Raw genomic sequence first — 17,179 nt, 5'->3', positions numbered from 1 at the left:
GTCGAACTCAGTTGATGGCTTCCTGTTTGATCTTCTCGATCGCCTCGTTGAAGCCACCCGAGGTCAGCGACGAGCCGGAGACCTTGTCGACATCGATGTCGTTGATGTTCTTGCCCACGACGACATCCGAGATCCCGCCGGCGAACTTGCCCTGGTACTCCACCGACGGGCCCTTGGTCTGGCTCGTGTCGACCGACACCGCGGTGATGACGTCGTTCGACAGGGTGACGGTGACGCCGACCTTCTGCGGTCCGCCGGGTGAGATGTACCCGCCTTCCGCGGTGTACTCGCCGTCTTTGTACTCCTCGCCCGTGGCGCCGTCGGTGACTGTCGCGGTGGAGGTGTCCGCAGCGGTGGTGCTGCCGGAGCCGGAGTCGTCGGAGGAACAGGCCCCGGCGGCGAGACCGACGGCCGCCATCGCCGCGAGGACGCCGCCGGTACGCAGCAGAACCGACGAACGGCTCGAACCGGACAGCTCAGATTCGGACGGGGCAGGGTTCGAAGTGGAGGTCATCGGCCCATTGTCCCTGATCGCCCGGCGCGCCGCCCCGCTGGCTCGCCGAATCGCCGCCGGTCAGCGACCGGCCGCAGCGACACGCGCCTGGATGGCGTCGACGAACACGGTCCGGATGTCGGCGGCGTTCTCGGCGACATAGGTGGTGCCGCCGGTGGCCTCGGCGATCTGCTTGAGCGCGTCGGAGTCGGCGTCGTCGGAGATGCCGATGGTCAGTACCAGCACCGGCCGTGCCGGGTCTTCGAGTCGCTTCAGCTCGGCCAGCAGTTCGTCCAGGCTGATGCTGTTCGGATCCTCGTTCTGGCCGTCGGTCATGATGATGACGCTGTTGGAGTAGTTCGGGTCGTAGGTGTCCTGGACCTTCTTGAACGCCGCGAGCGTGGTGTCGTAGAGGCCCGTACCGCCACCCAGGTCGGACAGGCCTTCCTCCACCGCCCGGCTGAGCGCATCACGGTGCGTCCCACTGCCCGAACGCGCGTCGAGCCGCCGGATGGGCGCCATCTCCAGCCAGTCCTGACCGTCGCCGCCCTTGTCGACGCCGAATGCCCAGCCACCGATCATCGTGTTGTTGGGGAACAGCTTCAGGCCCGTCTGGGAGGCGTCGATGAGCAGACCCGCGCGGGTGGTGCCACCGGCAGGTGTCTCCATGGACCCCGAGGTGTCCTGGACGACGAGGCTGCGGATCGGCACGCCGAGGACCTGCCACTGACGCAGCGCCTTGTCGACCGACGACGGGTCGCGCAGCTGCAGCTCCTTGACCGGCTCGCCGACCCCGTTGCCGTCGGCGTCGCGGTAGCCCGCGTCGGTCAGCGCCTTGCGACCGGAATCGGTGCCCAGCGCCGCGACGAGCGCGGCCCCCGCCTCGTCGGCCACCTGCTGGCGAGCCGCAGATGCGGTGTTCACCAGGGGGTAGTCGAGCATGACGGTGCCCGAGGCGGGGATGGTCGACGTCAGCTTCGACCCCTGATGGGTGCGCATGAAGAGCTCGTACTGCTGCTCGGTCGTCACGACCGGCACACCCGAGGTGTTCGCCAGGTTGAGTCGGGTGCCCTCGTTGTCGTTGGTCAGACGCGCGTTGTTCTGCTGGATCGCCAAGATCGTCATGGCCTCGGTGAACTTCTCTTCCGGAAGCTCGCCGGCGTCGACGGCCGCGAGCGCACCGATGATCGGGGCATCGCCGGTGCTGGTGTCGACGGGGCTACCGGTCCTGAGGTCGGGGAGCTTCATGACCTCGACCCACGTGCCCAGTTCGGGGACGTTCTCCCCGGCGACGACGGTCGGGGTCGAGGCGATGGAGGGTGCCACCAGATCGAGGTCGCGGCGGACCTGCGTCGTCACGCGGCGTGCCTGCACCTGAGAGTCGGCGACCCAGAGGTCGGGCGCCGCGGCGCCCTGCGTCAACAGGCCGGGCACGTCGGCGCCGGCGGCGGTCTGGACGTCGTAGTCGTAGCAGGAGTCCGCGGATGCCTGTCGTGCCACCTCGCGGAGGGGGCCGGTCATCGCGGCGTCGGAGGCGACGGCGACCCGGGTGCGATCACCGCAACCCCCGGAGCCGGCCTGCCAGATGATCACCCCGGTGACGAGGGCGACGACCGCGACCAGGGCGACGATCGCCCACAGCCAGCCGCCGCGGCGACCGCTGCCGGCCTCGCGGTGCTCGAAGCCGAAGTCGTCATCGGACCGGCTCGCGCCGCTCGCGGGTCCCCCGCTGCTCGCGGCAGCCCGGGTCCATTCGTTCCCGCCGCGATCGGCATCTGAGCTGTGACGCCCCATAGTTACTCTCGTTCCCCTCGTATGGCGGTGTCCTCACACCGCCTGACGCATCGCCGTCATCCGCCCCCGCGTGACGTCACGCACGGGTCAGCCGAAGATCTCTCGGAATTGCTGCAGCGACTTCCGCAGATCTCCCGACACCGCCAGGGCCGCGGTCTTACCCACGGGCCCGATCAGCGGCAACCCACCCAGATCAACAGTGAAGGTTACTTCCGATCCGATCGAAGTGGGAAGGATGCCCAGATCGAGCTTGGCCTTCACGCCGCCTTTGCCGCTCCCCTTGAGGCGTACGTGCGACACCGGGTCGAACTTCTCGACGACCCAGTCGAAGCGGACCCGGGTGCCCTTCACGACGACGATCGAGGCGATCTGCGTGCCCTTGGCCAGGTCCTCGTAGGCCGGGAGCGGGCTGCGCCAGGAGTCGTGGATCAGCAACCATTCGTCGTACCGGGACAGGTCCGAGGCGGCCGCCCAGGTATCTTCCGGAGACAGTTCAACCTCGATGGAGTCACTCGTCTTCGCCATGGTCCCAGAGCCTAGTGTCCGCACCTCCGACTTTCCCGCGCCGGTGGCCGATCAGGCCCGGGCGCTGCTCGGCGCGCACCTGACGGGTCACGGCGTGACGATCCTGGTCACCGAGGTGGAGGCCTACGCCGGACCCGACGATCCGGCGTCGCACGCGTACACGCGAACGGCCCGATCGGAGATCATGTACGGCCCGCCGGGCCGCCTGTACGTCTACCGCATCCACGGCCATCACTGCGCGAACATCGTGGTGCGGGGGCCGGGACCTGCGGCGGCGGTCCTGCTGAGGGCCGGCGAGGTGGTCGACGGGGTCGAGCTGGCACGTGACCGACGCGGTGCCGCGCGCTCCAGGCCGGTGTCCGACGACCGGCTCGCCAGCGGCCCCGGGAACCTCTGCCGCGCGCTCGGGATCACGATGGCCGATCTCGGCACCGTTCTCGCCGATCCGCACACCCCTGTGACTCTCGACACATCTCCGGGCGGGCCGCTCCCCGACCTGCCGGTGGCCGCCGGACCGCGCGTCGGCGTACGACGCGCGGCCGACGTTTCGTGGCGATTCTTCTTCGACGGTCACCCGACCGTGTCGGGGTACCGCCGTCACCCGCGCGCCGGCGGCTGACCGGCTACTGCTGAGGAGCGTCCGGCTTGTTCTCGGGCGCCTTGTTGTTCTCGGGCGTCTTGTTGTTCTGGGCGGCCGTGTTCTGGGCTCCGACGGCCTTGCGGACCGCGTCCTGCGCCTTGTCGACCTGCCCGGCGTACTTGTTGCCGGTGGCCTTGTCGATGGCGTCGCCGCCCTTCTCGATCAGATTCGGGTTCTTGCGCAGCGTGTCGCGCGCCTTGTTGACGAGTCCCTTGAGATCCATGACGTCTCCTGTGTCCGAGCCGGATGTCTTCCGGCCGCCCGTGGCAGAGTTTAGTCGCCTACACGGCGTCTTTACGCGGCTGCCACCTCGACGTCCGCGGAGTGCCCTTCAGAACTGCTGTGGTTCGCGATCCACCGCGGCACGATCCGCGAAACCGCTTCCACGAGCACGATTCCGACGGCCGCCGAGGTGAGCGCGACCGAGTTCATCGTCCAGTTCGACGAGTCGAGGTGGAAGAGGTCCTGGGTGAACGGCCACCCAAAGATCAGCATGTAGGCACCCGCTGAGACGACGAGCAGGAGAACCTTCCACCAGTTGTAGGGCCGGGCGACCACCGCGAGCACGTAGACCGCGATCGCGATGAGCGTCATCAGCGACGCGGTGGCCGCCTGGGTCTGCGCCGGCGACAGGTCGACGGCGTCGCCCCCGACCTCGACACCCGGCCCGCCCGGGTTGACGATCACATAGGTGACGAAGGTGCACAGGCCGACGATGATGCCGTTGGGGACCGCGGTGAGCAGGACGCGACGCACGAAGCCTCGGCGGGCTCGCTCGTTGTTGGGTGCCAGCGACAGCACGAAGGCGGGGATGCCGATCGTGAACCACGCCGAGATCGTCACGTGGATCGGCTGGAACGGGTAGCTCAGCGGGTCCGAGCCGAACAGCTTGCCCAGCACGCCGCCGACGCCGACGAACAGCGCCAGCAGCACCGCGTAGACCGTCTTGGTGAGAAACAGGTTGGAGACGCGTTCGATGTTGCCGATCACGCGACGACCCTCGCCCACCACATACGGGAGGGTCGCGAACTTGTTGTCCAGCAACACGATCTGCGCCACCGACCGGGCGGCCGAACTGCCCGATCCCATCGCGACACCGATGTCGGCGTCCTTGAGGGCGAGCACGTCGTTGACGCCGTCGCCGGTCATCGCGACGGTGTTGTCCCGCGACTGCAACGCCTTGACCATGGCGCGTTTCTGATCGGGACGGACACGACCGAAGGTCACGCCGTGTTCGACCACGTCGGCCAGTTCGTCGGTCTCCTCTGGCAGTCTGCGCGCGTCGACGGAGGTGTCGGCCGAGCCGAGGCCGAGCGACTCGGCGACCGCACCGACCGAGCGAGCGTTGTCGCCGGAGATCACCTTGACGGCGACGTTCTGCTGTTCGAAGTAGTCGATGGTGCCGCGGGCGTCGGGCCGGATCCGCTGTTCGAGCACGACGAGCCCGACCGGGGTCACGGTGCCCGGGGCGACCGCGCCGGCGGCCGGTTCGGTGTCGACGGGGACGTCGGTGCGCGCGAGCAGCAGCACGCGCAGTCCGGCCGCGCCGATGTCGGAGGCCAGTTGAGCGGTCTCCCCGGCCGGGTCGAGCAGCACGTCGGGTGCGCCGATCAACCAGTTGCCTACGTCGGTGCCGGACGCGTCGTCGAACGACATCCCGCTCCACTTGGTGGCCGAGGTGAACGGCTTGATCGCGGACACGGTCCACGACGGCGGGGTCGGATACGCCTCGGCGACGGCGATCATGCTGGCGTTGGGACGCGGATCGTGGGCGGCGAGTGCCGCGAGCACCTCTCCGGCCAGGTCTGGCGGATCGTCGCCGACGACGCGCAGTTCGGACAGGCGCATCCCGTTCTCGGTGAGGGTGCCGGTCTTGTCGGCGCACACGACGTTGACGCGGGCCAGGCCCTCGATCGCGGGGAGTTCGTTCACGAGGCACTGCCGCTGCCCGAGGCGAACGACGCCGACCGCGAAGGCGATCGAGGTCATCAGCACCAGACCTTCGGGCACCATGGGCACGAGCGCGGCGACCATGCCCAGCAGCGCCTGCTTGAGACTGTTGTCGCTGATGAACAGCTGGTTGACGATCGTCAGGATGCCGGCGGGGATCAACAGCCAGGTGATGACCCGCAGGATCTGGTCGATTCCCGAGCGGAGTTCGGAGGAGACCAGGGTGAACTTCGACGCCTCGGCCGCGAGCTGCGCGGCGTACGCGTCGGCCCCGACCTTGGTCGCCCGGTAGGCGCCGCCGCCGGCGACCACGAAGCTGCCGGACATGACCTGCGCGCCCGGGTCCTTGTCGATCGGATCGGCCTCACCGGTCAGCAGCGACTCGTCGACGTCCAGTGCGGTGGCCTCGATGACCTCGCCGTCGACGACGATCTGGTCGCCGGCACCGATCTCGATGATGTCGTCGAGCACGACCTCGTCGGGCGCGACCTCCACGACCTCACCGTCGCGTCGGACCCGCGGCCGGGTCTGACCGACGATGGCGAGCTTGTCGAGGGTGCGCTTGGCGCGGACCTCCTGGACGATGCCGATCGTCGAGTTGGCGATGATCAGCAGACCGAACAGGCCGTTGATGAGCGAACCGGTGAACGCGACGATGGCGAACAGAACACCGAGGATCGCGTTGATGCGCGTGAAGACGTTGGCGCGCACGATGTCCGCGACGCTGCGGCCCGAGCGGTCGGGCATGGAGTTGACCTTGCCCTCGGCGACCCGCTGGGCCACCTCTGCCGCGGTAAGACCGGGCTCGATCGTCTCCGTCGTGGTGCTCACGCCGAAACCTCCCACCAACTCGAATGCGCCACACCGGTTCCGGTGCGGTGTTCGAGGTCGATCGAACCACCGGGCTGCGGGACGAGCACAGTCGGGTCGCCGTGGTGTGCGGCGGCTTGCAGCCGCGCGATCGGCTCACCCCATGGGTGACGGGCGAGATTGAAGGTGCCCCAGTGGATCGGGACCAGAACCGAATCGGCCCCGGAAGCCGGCGAGACCATCCGATGCACCGACAGCGCCTCCTCCGGGTTGACGTGGATGTCGGGCCACATCACGTCGTAGGCGCCGACGGCGATGAGCGTCAGGTCGAAGGGGCCGAGCCGGGCGCCGACGTCGGAGAATCGCTCGGTGTGGCCGGTGTCGCCGGAGAAGAAGACGCGGTGGGTGTGGCCGGCGATCGCCCAGCTCCCCCACTGGGTGAGGTTGCGTGCCAGCCACCGTCCGGAGAAGTGGCGTGCCGGTCCGCAGGTGAACCGCAGCTCTCCGCCGCGTGTGGCGACGACGACCTCGTCCCACCAATCCGCCTGCCGGATGCGGTCTTCGGCGATCCCCCAGGACATCAGATGTGCGGCGACGCCGAGGGTCGTGACGAACACGGCGTCCGGCTGTGTCGCCGCGATGGTGGTGACCGTGTCCATGTCGAGATGGTCGTAGTGGTCGTGGCTGATGACCACGACGTCGATCGGGGGCAGCTCGCGCGCGGCCAGCGGGGCGGCGTGCATGCGTCCCGGACCGACGAGTTGGCTCGGCGAACACCGGCGGCTCAGGACGGGGTCGGTGATGATGCGCGCGCCGTCGATGTCGACGATCGCGGTGGCATGTCCCAGCCAGGTGACCGCGAGGGGCGACGGGGCGTCGAAGGTCGGGACGGTGACCATCACCGGACGTCGGGGCCGGCCCGGGCGGCGCGCCATGTCGGCGAGCACCTGGCGGTCCGGGGCGACGGAACCCTCCGGCGGCTCGGGGTTGTCGAAGACCCCGTCTCGCAGGTGGGGGGACGTGCGCACGTGCGGCACGATCTCCTCGCGGGTGGCGCCGAGTGCGCGAGCCGGGCCGAGACCACCGGCGGCGAGCCGTTCGGCCACCGCGTCGGCCATCATCGCCCCAGCCGATGTCACCCGCCCCAGCACCCGCGAGGTCGCGTCGGGGCCGCTTCTTTCGGGATCCGTGGTCACATCCACACAGTAATCCGATCGGGTGAGGTTCGACGCGAAGCGCAACGGCGTCGGACCAGAAGGCTCTCACGGCGACCATCGAGATGTGAGCATCAACAAACATCGGCACGTTTCGGGCGGTCAACCGTGCAAACGCGGACAACGGCACTGATAGGCTGCGGCGAACATTGTCCATTGCACATGCGCAAGCGCATGTTGGCCAAGGGGTTGACCGTCTTGCCACGGATGTCCGTCGAACAGCGTCGAAGCGCGCTCATCGAGTCGGCGTACCGAGTGATCGCCGATCACGGAGTCGAGGGTGCCACCACCCGCCGGATCTGCGCTCACGCCGGAATGCCCCTCGCGAGTTTCCATTACGCATTCGAGAGCCGCACGGCGCTGTTGTGCGCGGTGATGGATCATGCGGTGCCCGTCGACATCGAGCGCATGCTGCATTCGGTCATGCCTGCCGCCGACTTCGGCCCGGAGCCAGACATCGACGCGCTCAAACAGAACATGGTGCGGCAGTTCCATGCCTTCGTCGACCTGCTCAAGGCCGATCCCGGCCGGATGCAGGCGACCATCGCGCTCGGCATCTACGCGCACAACCATCCGGAACTGCAGCAAGTCGGCAAGGTCATGTACGAGCAGCTCTATCGGGTTGCGGCGTCCGGCATGCGGGAGATAGCCGAACTCGCGGGTCTGACCTGGACCCGGCCGACGGAGGAACTCGGCCCGCTCATCATCGCCGCGACCAACTCGATCACCCTGATCTACCTGAGCACCGGCGACGACAAGGTGGTCGACTCCCTCATCGCGGCAGTCGCAGAGCAGCTCGCCACCTATGTCACGTTCGAGTGACCCTCGTTCCCACGCCTCGTCCGGAACATCCCCCGTCGACGGTCTGTGGGTGACCGACCCCGACCGGTACTGGGCGTCGATCGACGACGCGGTCACCGACGCAGGGCTCGATGCCCCGGTCCTCGCACTCGACCGCGCGGCGCTCGAACACAATGCCGCAGATCTGTTGCGCCGCTCCGCCGGTGTCCCCATCCGGGTCGCCAGCAAATCCCTCCGGGTGCGTTCGGTGATCACCGATCTCGCCACCCGTCGCGGCTTCCACGGCGTACTCGCCTACGACCTCGCCGAGGCGCACTGGCTGGCGACGACGACGGAGATCACCGACATCCTGATCGGTTATCCGAGCGTCCGACGGGAAGCACTGGCAGGCTTCGTGTCCGACGAGGTGGCGGCGAGCCGGGTGAGCCTGCTCGTCGACTCGGTCGAGCAGCTCGACATCATCGACGCCGTCGCCCCACCCGCATCACGACGACCGATTCGGGTCGCCATCGACCTCGACGCGTCGTACCGGCTCCTCGGCGGCCGCGTACACGTCGGGGTCCGGCGTTCCCCGGTGCATTCCCGGCGCGACGTCCTCGATCTCGCCCGGACCATCGTCGCGCGGAACGGTTTCGACCTGGTCGGCGTGATGTCGTACGAGGCGCAGGTCGCCGGTGTCGCCGACGCGGTTCCGGGGAAGGCAGTCGTCAACCGGGCGATCGGGATGATGCAGCGCCGGTCGATGGCCGAACTGCGCCGCCGGCGCGGGAAGATCATCGGCGAGCTGCGGCAGATCGCCGACCTGGAGTTCGTCAACGGCGGCGGCACCGGCTCGCTCGAGGAGACCGCCCGCGACCGGTCGATCACCGACATCGCCGCGGGCAGCGGACTTTTCGGTGGCCATCTCTTCGACGGTTATGCACGGTTCCGACCGGCCCCTGCGCTGTCGTTCGGACTCGACGTCGTCCGGCGTCCGGCCCGCGACATCGTCACCTGCGCCGGCGGCGGCTGGATCGCCTCCGGACCGCCAGCACCCGATCGCCTCCCGAAACCGGTGTGGCCGAGCGGACTCGAGTTCGTCGGCACCGAGGCCGCCGGCGAGGTGCAGACCCCGCTCCGCGGGAAGGCTGCGCCGGGCATCGCGATCGGCGATCGAGTATGGTTCCGGCACACCAAGTCCGGCGAGGTCTGCGAACGCGCCCGGCACGTCGCGATCATCGACCGCGACGACGCTGGTCACGCGGTGGTCAGTGAGGTCGTGCCGACCTACCGAGGCGAGGGGAAATGCTTTCTGTGAGCGGTACGTCGACTGCCGCCGGGCACGGCTGGCGCAACTGGGGTGGTACCGCGTCGTGCACACCGAGACGAGTGGTGCATCCGACGAGTGTGGGCGCGATCGCCGACATCGTGCGGGAGACCGCCGAGCGGGGCGGCACGGTCAAGACCGTCGGTGCCGGACACAGCTTCTCCCCCATCGCCGTCGCCGACGACGTCCAGCTCGAACTGTCCGGCCTGCGCGGTCTGGCCGGCGCCGACGGCCACCGGGTGACGCTGCACGCGGGCACCCACCTGCACGAGATCCCCGCGCTACTGGCACCGAGGGGTCTGGCGATGGCCAACCTCGGTGACGTCGACCGGCAGACCATCGCGGGCGCGACCTCCACCGGAACCCACGGCACCGGACTGGCATTCGGCGGCATCAGTACGCAGATCGCCGGCGTCACCCTCGTGAACGGCAAGGGCGAGATCGTCACCATCGGTCCCGCCGACCCCGAACTACCCGCTGCCGCACTGGGTCTCGGCGCACTCGGGGTGCTCGTCGAGATCACGCTCGACTGCGTCGACAACTTCCGGTTGCATGCCGTCGAAGGGCCGGCCTCCGCCGACGATGCGATCGCCGGCTTCCTCGACCACGTCGCCGAGTCCGACCATCACGAGTTCTACATGTTCCCGCACACCAATTGCGCACTCGTGAAGACCAATACGCGGCTCGGGACGGATGCACCGATCACCGGACCGTCGCGATTCCGCCGCTACGTCGACGACGAACTGTTGAGCAACAAGGTGTTCCGGCTGCTGTGCGAGGTCGGTGTCCGCGCACCCCGGCTCGTTCCCGCCATCAACGCGGTGGCCGGCCGCAGCCTGTCGTCCCGCGAGCTGACCGACACGTCGACCAAGATCTTCGTCTCCGACCGCGACGTACGCTTCCGCGAGATGGAGTACGCGATCCCCCTCGAGGACGTCCCGGCGGCGTTGCGCGAGCTCCGCGCCCTGCTGGACCGCCGCGAGTACCGCGTCAGCTTCCCCATCGAGGTGCGCGCCGCCGCGGCCGACGACCTGATGCTCTCCACCGCCACCGGACGCCGCAGCGGCTACATCGCCGTCCACCGCTACCACCGCGACGACCCGGCCGACTCCGCCGCGTACTTCGCCGACGTCGAATCGATCCTCACCGGCTTCGGCGGACGCCCCCACTGGGGCAAGATGCACACCCGCGACGCCGACTACCTGCGCAGCGTCTACCCGCGCTTCGACGAGTTCCGTGCGGTGCGCGATCGGTTCGATCCGTCTCGAGTGTTCGCGAACGACTACCTGCGGCGGGTGCTGGGGGACTGAGCTCAGCGCCGATGGATCGGCCCGCTTCCTTCGTGCAGTGGGCTCGCCTGTGCGCCATGACGTTCGGCGATGATCTGTGCTGCGATCGCCACCGCCACCTCCGCCGATGTGTGCCCGCCGAGGTCGAGCCCGAGGGGCGACCGCAAGCGCGCGAGCTGTGCCTCGTCGACGCCCTCCTCGCGAAGACGGCGGTTGCGGTCGTCAGCGGTCCGGCGAGATCCGAGGGCACCGATGAAACCGAGGGTCGGCGCCTGCAGGGCGGTGCGGAGAGTCGGCACGTCGAACTTGGTGTCGTGGGTCATCACGCACAGTGCCGTGGTCGAGCGGACCTCCCGGTCCCGGATCTGGTCGGCGAGATAGCGATCGGGCCAGCCGACGATCACCTCGTCGGCGTCGGGGAATCGTTCCGGGGTCGCGAACACCGGTCGGGCGTCGACAACGGTGACACGCATTCCGAGCGTCGACCCCAGTGAACTGAGCGCGCGCACGAAGTCGTTGGCGCCCACCAGGATCAGACGTGCCGGCGGGGCGAAGGTCTGCACGAAGGTGCGTGGCCGGTCCTCGGTCGGCGCAGCGGGATCGGTGGCCTCGCAGTCGTCGAGGCCGATGACGCCGGTGCGGCCGGTGTCGAGCATGTCGGCGACGTCGTGGTCGAGGCGTCGCCACGGCGGCCGGGAGGCCTCGGTCGCGACATACCAGTCCGGGTGGGCGTTCAGCGTCGTGGCGACCGCGATCGGTTCATCGGCCGCGAGTGCGTCGGCGAGGCGTCGGAGCTGACCCAGCCGTTCGGGCGTCGGCTCGATGCGTTCGACGGCGACGTCGATCTGACCACCGCACGTCAGGCCGGGCGCGGGATCACGAGGGTCCTCGATGCCGAACTGCTCGACGACTGCGAGCCCGTCTTCGAGCACCTGCTGCGCGGTGTGGACCAGGGCCGACTCGACGCACCCACCGGAGACCGAGCCGATGACGGTGTCGTCGTGTGTGACGACCATCGACGCCCCGACCTCGCGTGGCGCCGACCCGGACGTCGCGATGACCCGACACAGCGCGACGGGGCGTGCATCCGGCCGGCCGAGGACGGCCAGCAGGTCGGGCAGGATATCGCGCATGCTCTCCAGTTGACCAGATGTTCCGGTGACCGGCCACCTCGCCACCACCGGCCGATCTCACCTCGACAAGCAGACGTCGATCGAAGTCGGCACGTCGAAGCGAGGTTCGCCGGTCGGGATCTCAGTGCCCGACGAACTTCGGCTGCCGCTTCTCGTTGCGTGCGGCACGCCCCTCGGCCATGTCGTCGCTCTGCCAGGCGCGGACCATCGCGGCGACCCGGTCCTCGGGTGCGGTGTCGCGGGCGCCGTCGCCGTTGAGCACCAGCTTGTAGTGCTGCAGGGTGAGCGGGGCGAGATCGGCGATGGTGGCCGCCCAGTGCTGGGCGTCGGCGAGATCGCCGATGCGGTTGGCGAATCCGAGAGTGTGGGCACGGTCGGCGTTCAACGGGTCGCAGCCGATGAGCATGCCGCGCGCCTGGCCGGCACCGACGAGCGACACGAGCCGGCGGATGGTCCACTCATCCACGGCGACACCGATTTTGGCGGCCGGGATGGCAGCGATCGCGTCGGGTGCCATCACGCGGAGGTCGGCGGCCATGGCCAGCTGGAGTCCACCGCCGATCGCGGAACCGTTGAGAGCCGCGATGACCGGCACCGGCGTCTGCTCGATGCGATGCAGCGTCGAGACCAGCTTGTCGAGGAAGCCGGGGTCGTAGACCGGCCCGGACAGATCGGCACCCGCACTGAACACCGGACCACGTCCGGTCACCACGATGGCCCGCGCACCGGCATCGACCGCGGCGCCGAAGGCGTCGGCCAGCCCGCTGAGCATCTCCTCGTTGAGGGCGTTGCGCTTGTCGACACGGTCGAGCTCGATGGTGACGACGGCGCCGTCGGTGGTGGAGTGAATCATGGGGGCCAAGCCTACCGGTGACACTGTCGAGCCGACTCGTGACAGGGTGGTGACGTGCCGAACACCACGCCGAGCAGCGCCACGCCGATCGACGTCGAGGGCCACTCGGACGTCCTGATAATCGGCGGCGGGCAGGCAGCACTGTCGTCGGCCTACTTCCTGCACCGCTTCGGCCTCGGGGAGCGCTATCAGATGCTCGACCATGCGCCCGGCCCCGGCGGAGCCTGGCAGTTCCGCTGGCCGACGCTGACCCTCGCCACCGCCAATCGGGTCCACGACCTGCCTGGGTGGGGGCTCGTCGAGGCACTCGGACTCGACTGCGACCGGCTCCCCGCCGCCACCGCGGTCCCGGACTACTTCGGCCGATACGAGCAGAGGTTCGGCCTCAACGTCCATCGGCCGGTACACGTGCGGGCGGTTCGACGGGACGGTGAGGGTTTCCGTGTCGAGTTGGCCGACGGCCGTACCCTCACCACCAACGTCATCATCAACGCCACCGGCACATGGGACCGGCCGTTCATCCCGCACATCCCCGGCGCCGCGGATTTCCGTGGCCGCCAACTGCACACGCACGACTACAAGACCCCGGCGGAGTTCGCCGGCAAACGCGCCCTGGTGGTGGGTGCCGGCATCTCGGCGATCCAGTTGCTCATCGAGATCGCCCGCGAGGCACCGGGCGTCGAGACGTTCTGGTGCTCTCGACGCGAGCCGGTCTTCAGTACCGAACCGTTTACGCCCGAACAGGGACGCGAAGCCGTGGCGCGGGTCGAACGCCGCGTCCGCGCGGGGCTGCCCCCGACCTCGGTGGTCTCGGTGACCGGACTCGCCCTGACACCCGCGATCGCGGCCGCCCAGCGCGACGGCATCCTGTCGTGGCGCCCGATGTTCACCCGCATCACCGAGACCGGCGTCTGCTGGGACTGCGGCCCGGAAGGCGGTGAACACCTCGATCTCGACGTCATCTTCTGGAACACCGGCTTCCGCAGCTCGCTCGATCATCTGACGCCGCTGCGGCTGCGCGCACCGGGTGGCGGCATCACCATGACCGGCCGTCTCGCGACGGTCGTCGAGGCCGATCCGCGGATTCAACTGATCGGATACGGGCCGTCGGCATCGACGATCGGGGCCAACCGGGCGGGCCGCGAGGCCGCGAGAGTGGCCGCTGACCTGCTCGGAGTCGCCGCTCACTGACCCGCCACCGCCGCGACGACGCTCACGTCGCCGTTATTGGGGATTGACAGATTGTTGTGTTTTCCTAACACTTGGTGAGGTGAGTCCAATACGCCGTGGGGAAAAACTCCCCATCTTCAACCGCATCGGCGTCCTGCGTGCGGAACGGCAGATGTCGCGGGCCGAGCTCGCGAATCTAGTCGGCATCAACGTCCAGTCCGTCGGCGCACTCGAGCGGGGCGACAACTACCCCAGCCTCGACCTCGCCTTCCGCATCTGCGACGTCTTCGACCTCCCCGTCGAAGCCGTGTTCAGCCGAACCCCGTTCGGCGCCATGTCCGCCGAGCTCTACCGGCGCGATACGCGTCCGGCCGCGAACGGCTCACCCACCAACGACACCGGAGGTGATCGATGAACGACCCGAACTCGGCGTTCCCGGAGGAGGCCAAACCCGCGATCTGGCGCCGTTACGAGAACTGGCGTGGGCGCCGGCACGAGGAGTTCAACGCCAAGCACGCCCACCGCCTGACCACGTGGCGTAACCAGCGCGCATACCGGCGGCTGGTCATCACGCTGCTCTGCGCACTGGCGTTGATCATCGCCAGCTCCTACCTGGCCTTCCACTCGTCGGGATGGTTCCTGCTGCCGTTCGGCATCGGGTTGGTCTCGGTCATCACCATCCAGACCGCACTGCGCATCGTCACCGGCTCCATCGCCGACGCACCGGTGTCGGCGCTCGACGAGATCCAGCTGGCCCAACGTAATTCGGCGCGGTCATTCGGCTTCTTCGTGCTCTACGCGGTGATGTTCATCCCGTACTTCGTCCTCGTCGCGATCAGCATGCGCGACGAGGTACCCGGCCAGTGGGTCTACGGGAGCGCCATCCTGCTGATCTCCCTGGTCCTCACCGCGATCTGCGTGCCCACCATGCTGATCGCCTGGTGGATGGCCGATCCCGACCCGGAAGACCTGGTCGAGCCCCGACAGACACCCTCCGACACCGCCACGCGCGGAAAGGGACGTGACTCATGAACGCACCACTCATCGTGGACGGCCTGCACAAGCGCTACGGGGATCTGGTCGCATTGCGCGACATGACCTTTCACGTCGACCCGGGAGAGATCTTCGGCTTCGTCGGCAGCAACGGCGCCGGCAAGTCGACCACCATGCGCATCATTCTCGGAGTCCTCTCCGCCGACGCCGGCGAGGTCCGGCTCGGCAACCGACCCATCGATCTCGACCTGCGTCGTCGTATCGGCTACATGCCCGAGGAACGCGGCCTCTACCCGAAGATGAAGGTCGGCGAACAACTCACCTTCCTCGCGAAACTCCACGGCATGGACACCGCGGAGGCCGAGGAATCGGTGCGGCGTTGGACCGATCGCCTCGGCGTCGGCAGTCGGTACGACGACAACGTCGCCGACCTCAGCCTCGGCAACCAGCAGCGCGTCCAGCTCGCGGCCGCGCTGGTCCATGATCCCGAGGTGCTGGTGCTCGACGAGCCGTTCTCCGGGCTCGACCCGGTGGCCGTCGACGTGATGAGTGACGTACTCAAGGAGAAGGCCGCCGAGGGTATCCCGGTGATCTTCTCCTCGCATCAGCTCGATCTCGTGCAACGACTGTGCGACCGCGTCGGCATCGTCACCCGCGGCGAAATGCGTGCCCTGGGCACGGTCGACGCACTGCGTTCCCGCGACGGCATCACCCTCGAGGTCACCGGACCGCGTGCCGACGTCGCGTGGGCCGACGCCCTGCCCGGCGTCCGCGAGGCCGCCTACGGCGAGACCACACGACTCCTCGTCGACCCGGATGTGGTCGACGACCAGCAGATCCTGGCTGCGGCACTCGATCACGGTCCGGTCCACCGCTTCACGACGTCCACCCCGTCCCTCACCGACATGTTCCGAGAGGTCGTTTCGGCATGACCACACTGCACGACATCCCCACCACCACACCGAGCCCGTCCCCCAAGGCCTCGGCTGCGCAGGCCATCCGGCTCGTCGCCGAACGCGAGATCACCACTCGAGCCAAGACCCGGTCCTTCGTCGTCAGCACCGTGCTCCTGATGGTCGTGATCATCGTCGGCGCCATCGTCATCAACCTGCTCGCCGGTGGCGAGGACGTCGAGAAGGTCGCCGTCGTCGGACAACCGGCGGCGATCAGCGAGTCGATCGTCGAACTCGGCGACTCCGCCGGCACGTCCATCGCGACCGAAACCGTGGACACCGTCGAGCAGGCACGCGCCAAGGTCGCCGACGGCGATGTCGCGGCGGCACTCGTGCCGGGTGAGAACCCCGGGTCCTACGTGATCCTGACCAAGGACGGCGCCGACCCGGCTGTCGAGGCCCCCATCCGGACCGCCGTCTCCCAGGCCGGCCTCACCGACGCACTCGCTGCCCGCGGAGTCGACGCTGCGTCCCTCCCCGCGATGGCCATCTCGGTGACGCAGCTCGAACCTGCCCGCCCGGATGAGGGAGAGCGGCTTGTCATCGCCCTCGTCGGAGTCATCCTGTTGATCACCGCGATCATGATGGGCGGCACGATGGTGGCCGTCGGCGTCGTCGAGGAGAAGACCTCGCGGGTCGTCGAACTGCTGCTGGCGACGATCAAGCCGCTGCACCTGCTGTGGGGCAAGATCATCGGTATCGGTGCGGTCGCCCTCACACAGGTCGTGCTGCTCGGTGCGACGGCGCTGATCGCCGGTACCGCCACCGGAATCCTCACGTTGCCCGGAGCAGCGGTCGGGATGTTCGCGGCCGTCATCGCCTGGTTCGTGCTCGGCTTCCTCTTCTTCGCCTCTCTCTACGCCGCGACCGGCGCGATCGTGTCGCGCCAGGAGGAACTGAGCTCGGCGTCGTTCCCGTTGACTGTTCTGGCCATGGCGGTCATGTACGCCGGCATCTTCGGAGTGCAGGCACTCGATTCGACCCTGATCAAGACCCTCAGCTGGATTCCGCCGTTCAGCGCGGCACTGATGCCGATGCGGATCGCCAGCGGCGACACCAACACCCTCCAGATCGTGCTCACGTTCCTGATCATGGCTGCAGTCTGCGCGCTCGCCACCTGGGTCGCGGCACGTATCTATCAGCGCTCGATCCTCCGTACCGGTTCCCGCCTGGGCTGGGGCGAGGTGCTCAAGCTGGCTCGCTAGCACCGGATTTCGTAGAGGCAGCGGACGGAGAGACGACAGATGTCTGTGGG

Annotated in this window: 17 protein-coding genes; 9 read left to right on the top strand and 8 right to left on the bottom strand. The window is 68.5% G+C overall.

Going from position 1 to position 17,179, the window contains the following annotated elements; genetic code table 11:
• Window positions 1-7: 7 nt before the first annotated feature.
• The 3 genes from GOALK_RS15200 to GOALK_RS15190 all read right to left on the bottom strand — a co-directional run bounded on the left by GOALK_RS15200 (window position 8) and on the right by GOALK_RS15190 (window position 2,812).
• The gene (locus GOALK_RS15200; RefSeq protein WP_006359719.1) at window positions 8-514 is read right to left on the bottom strand and encodes an FMN-binding protein; all 507 of its coding nucleotides are present in this window, start codon (window positions 512-514) and stop codon (window positions 8-10) included.
• 60 nt (window positions 515-574) lie between these two features.
• The gene (locus GOALK_RS15195; protein WP_006359718.1) at window positions 575-2,287 is read right to left on the bottom strand and encodes a substrate-binding domain-containing protein; all 1,713 of its coding nucleotides are present in this window, start codon (window positions 2,285-2,287) and stop codon (window positions 575-577) included.
• Window positions 2,288-2,374: 87 nt separating this feature from the next.
• On the bottom strand, window positions 2,375-2,812 hold the full coding sequence (locus GOALK_RS15190; RefSeq protein ID WP_006359717.1) for a type II toxin-antitoxin system Rv0910 family toxin: 438 nt from the start codon (window positions 2,810-2,812) through the stop codon (window positions 2,375-2,377).
• Here GOALK_RS15190 and GOALK_RS15185 point away from each other — a divergent pair.
• Window positions 2,790-3,431: a DNA-3-methyladenine glycosylase gene (locus GOALK_RS15185; protein ID WP_006359716.1), complete on the top strand. Its 642-nt coding sequence runs from the start codon at window positions 2,790-2,792 to the stop codon at window positions 3,429-3,431. The two genes, GOALK_RS15190 and GOALK_RS15185, sit on opposite strands and share 23 nt — an antisense overlap.
• 4 nt (window positions 3,432-3,435) lie before the next feature.
• Here the strand turns inward: GOALK_RS15185 and GOALK_RS15180 are convergent, their stop codons facing one another.
• The 3 genes from GOALK_RS15180 to GOALK_RS15170 all read right to left on the bottom strand — a co-directional run bounded on the left by GOALK_RS15180 (window position 3,436) and on the right by GOALK_RS15170 (window position 7,414).
• Complete coding sequence (locus tag GOALK_RS15180; RefSeq protein WP_006359715.1) at window positions 3,436-3,675, bottom strand: antitoxin; 240 nt, start codon at window positions 3,673-3,675, stop codon at window positions 3,436-3,438.
• Between the two features lie 71 nt (window positions 3,676-3,746).
• Window positions 3,747-6,233, bottom strand: coding sequence for an HAD-IC family P-type ATPase (locus GOALK_RS15175; RefSeq protein ID WP_006359714.1), 2,487 nt, complete (start codon window positions 6,231-6,233; stop codon window positions 3,747-3,749).
• Window positions 6,230-7,414 carry an MBL fold metallo-hydrolase gene (locus GOALK_RS15170; protein WP_035754900.1) on the bottom strand — a complete coding sequence of 395 codons (1,185 nt, stop codon included), beginning with the start codon at window positions 7,412-7,414 and terminating at the stop codon, window positions 6,230-6,232. The genes GOALK_RS15175 and GOALK_RS15170 overlap by 4 nt, the downstream gene beginning before the upstream one ends.
• A gap of 219 nt (window positions 7,415-7,633) precedes the next feature.
• Between GOALK_RS15170 and GOALK_RS15165 the strand changes: the two genes are divergently transcribed.
• Genes GOALK_RS15165 through GOALK_RS15155 form a run of 3 tightly spaced genes read left to right on the top strand, consistent with a single transcriptional unit; the run spans window position 7,634 to window position 10,843 of the window.
• Window positions 7,634-8,248, top strand: coding sequence for a TetR/AcrR family transcriptional regulator (locus tag GOALK_RS15165; RefSeq protein WP_187346487.1), 615 nt, complete (start codon window positions 7,634-7,636; stop codon window positions 8,246-8,248).
• A 49-nt stretch (window positions 8,249-8,297) separates the two neighbouring features.
• Window positions 8,298-9,524, top strand: a complete 1,227-nt coding sequence (locus tag GOALK_RS15160; protein ID WP_006359711.1) for an alanine racemase — start codon at window positions 8,298-8,300, stop codon at window positions 9,522-9,524.
• A complete protein-coding gene (locus GOALK_RS15155; protein WP_042376604.1) occupies window positions 9,512-10,843 on the top strand; it encodes a D-arabinono-1,4-lactone oxidase in 1,332 nt (443 codons plus the stop codon). Before GOALK_RS15160 ends, GOALK_RS15155 begins: the two co-directional genes overlap by 13 nt.
• Window positions 10,844-10,845: 2 nt before the next feature.
• On the opposite strand, the gene GOALK_RS15150 is transcribed toward GOALK_RS15155, so the two are convergent.
• Both GOALK_RS15150 and GOALK_RS15145 read right to left on the bottom strand, forming a co-directional pair.
• Complete coding sequence (locus GOALK_RS15150; RefSeq protein ID WP_006359709.1) at window positions 10,846-11,955, bottom strand: XdhC family protein; 1,110 nt, start codon at window positions 11,953-11,955, stop codon at window positions 10,846-10,848.
• A 121-nt stretch (window positions 11,956-12,076) separates the two neighbouring features.
• Window positions 12,077-12,808, bottom strand: a complete 732-nt coding sequence (locus GOALK_RS15145; RefSeq protein WP_006359708.1) for an enoyl-CoA hydratase — start codon at window positions 12,806-12,808, stop codon at window positions 12,077-12,079.
• A gap of 54 nt (window positions 12,809-12,862) precedes the next feature.
• On the opposite strand from GOALK_RS15145, the gene GOALK_RS15140 reads away from it, so the two are divergent.
• From GOALK_RS15140 to GOALK_RS15120, 5 genes are all read left to right on the top strand, one after another.
• Entirely contained in the window at window positions 12,863-13,999 is a 1,137-nt protein-coding gene (locus GOALK_RS15140; protein ID WP_006359707.1) for an NAD(P)-binding domain-containing protein, read from the top strand.
• 79 nt (window positions 14,000-14,078) lie between these two features.
• Window positions 14,079-14,393 carry a helix-turn-helix transcriptional regulator gene (locus GOALK_RS15135; protein ID WP_006359706.1) on the top strand — a complete coding sequence of 105 codons (315 nt, stop codon included), beginning with the start codon at window positions 14,079-14,081 and terminating at the stop codon, window positions 14,391-14,393.
• Window positions 14,390-15,010 (top strand): hypothetical protein, encoded by a 621-nt coding sequence (locus tag GOALK_RS15130; RefSeq protein WP_006359705.1) that lies wholly within the window; start codon window positions 14,390-14,392, stop codon window positions 15,008-15,010. The genes GOALK_RS15135 and GOALK_RS15130 overlap by 4 nt, the downstream gene beginning before the upstream one ends.
• Window positions 15,007-15,903, top strand: coding sequence for an ABC transporter ATP-binding protein (locus GOALK_RS15125; protein WP_006359704.1), 897 nt, complete (start codon window positions 15,007-15,009; stop codon window positions 15,901-15,903). The genes GOALK_RS15130 and GOALK_RS15125 overlap by 4 nt, the downstream gene beginning before the upstream one ends.
• Window positions 15,900-17,129, top strand: a complete 1,230-nt coding sequence (locus tag GOALK_RS15120) for an ABC transporter permease (RefSeq protein WP_006359703.1) — start codon at window positions 15,900-15,902, stop codon at window positions 17,127-17,129. The genes GOALK_RS15125 and GOALK_RS15120 overlap by 4 nt, the downstream gene beginning before the upstream one ends.
• The last annotated feature ends 50 nt before the right edge of the window (window positions 17,130-17,179 follow it).

Source organism: Gordonia alkanivorans NBRC 16433, from assembly GCF_000225505.1.
Lineage (GTDB): Bacteria > Actinomycetota > Actinomycetes > Mycobacteriales > Mycobacteriaceae > Gordonia > Gordonia alkanivorans.
This window is presented reverse-complemented; position numbering and strand designations above follow the sequence as displayed.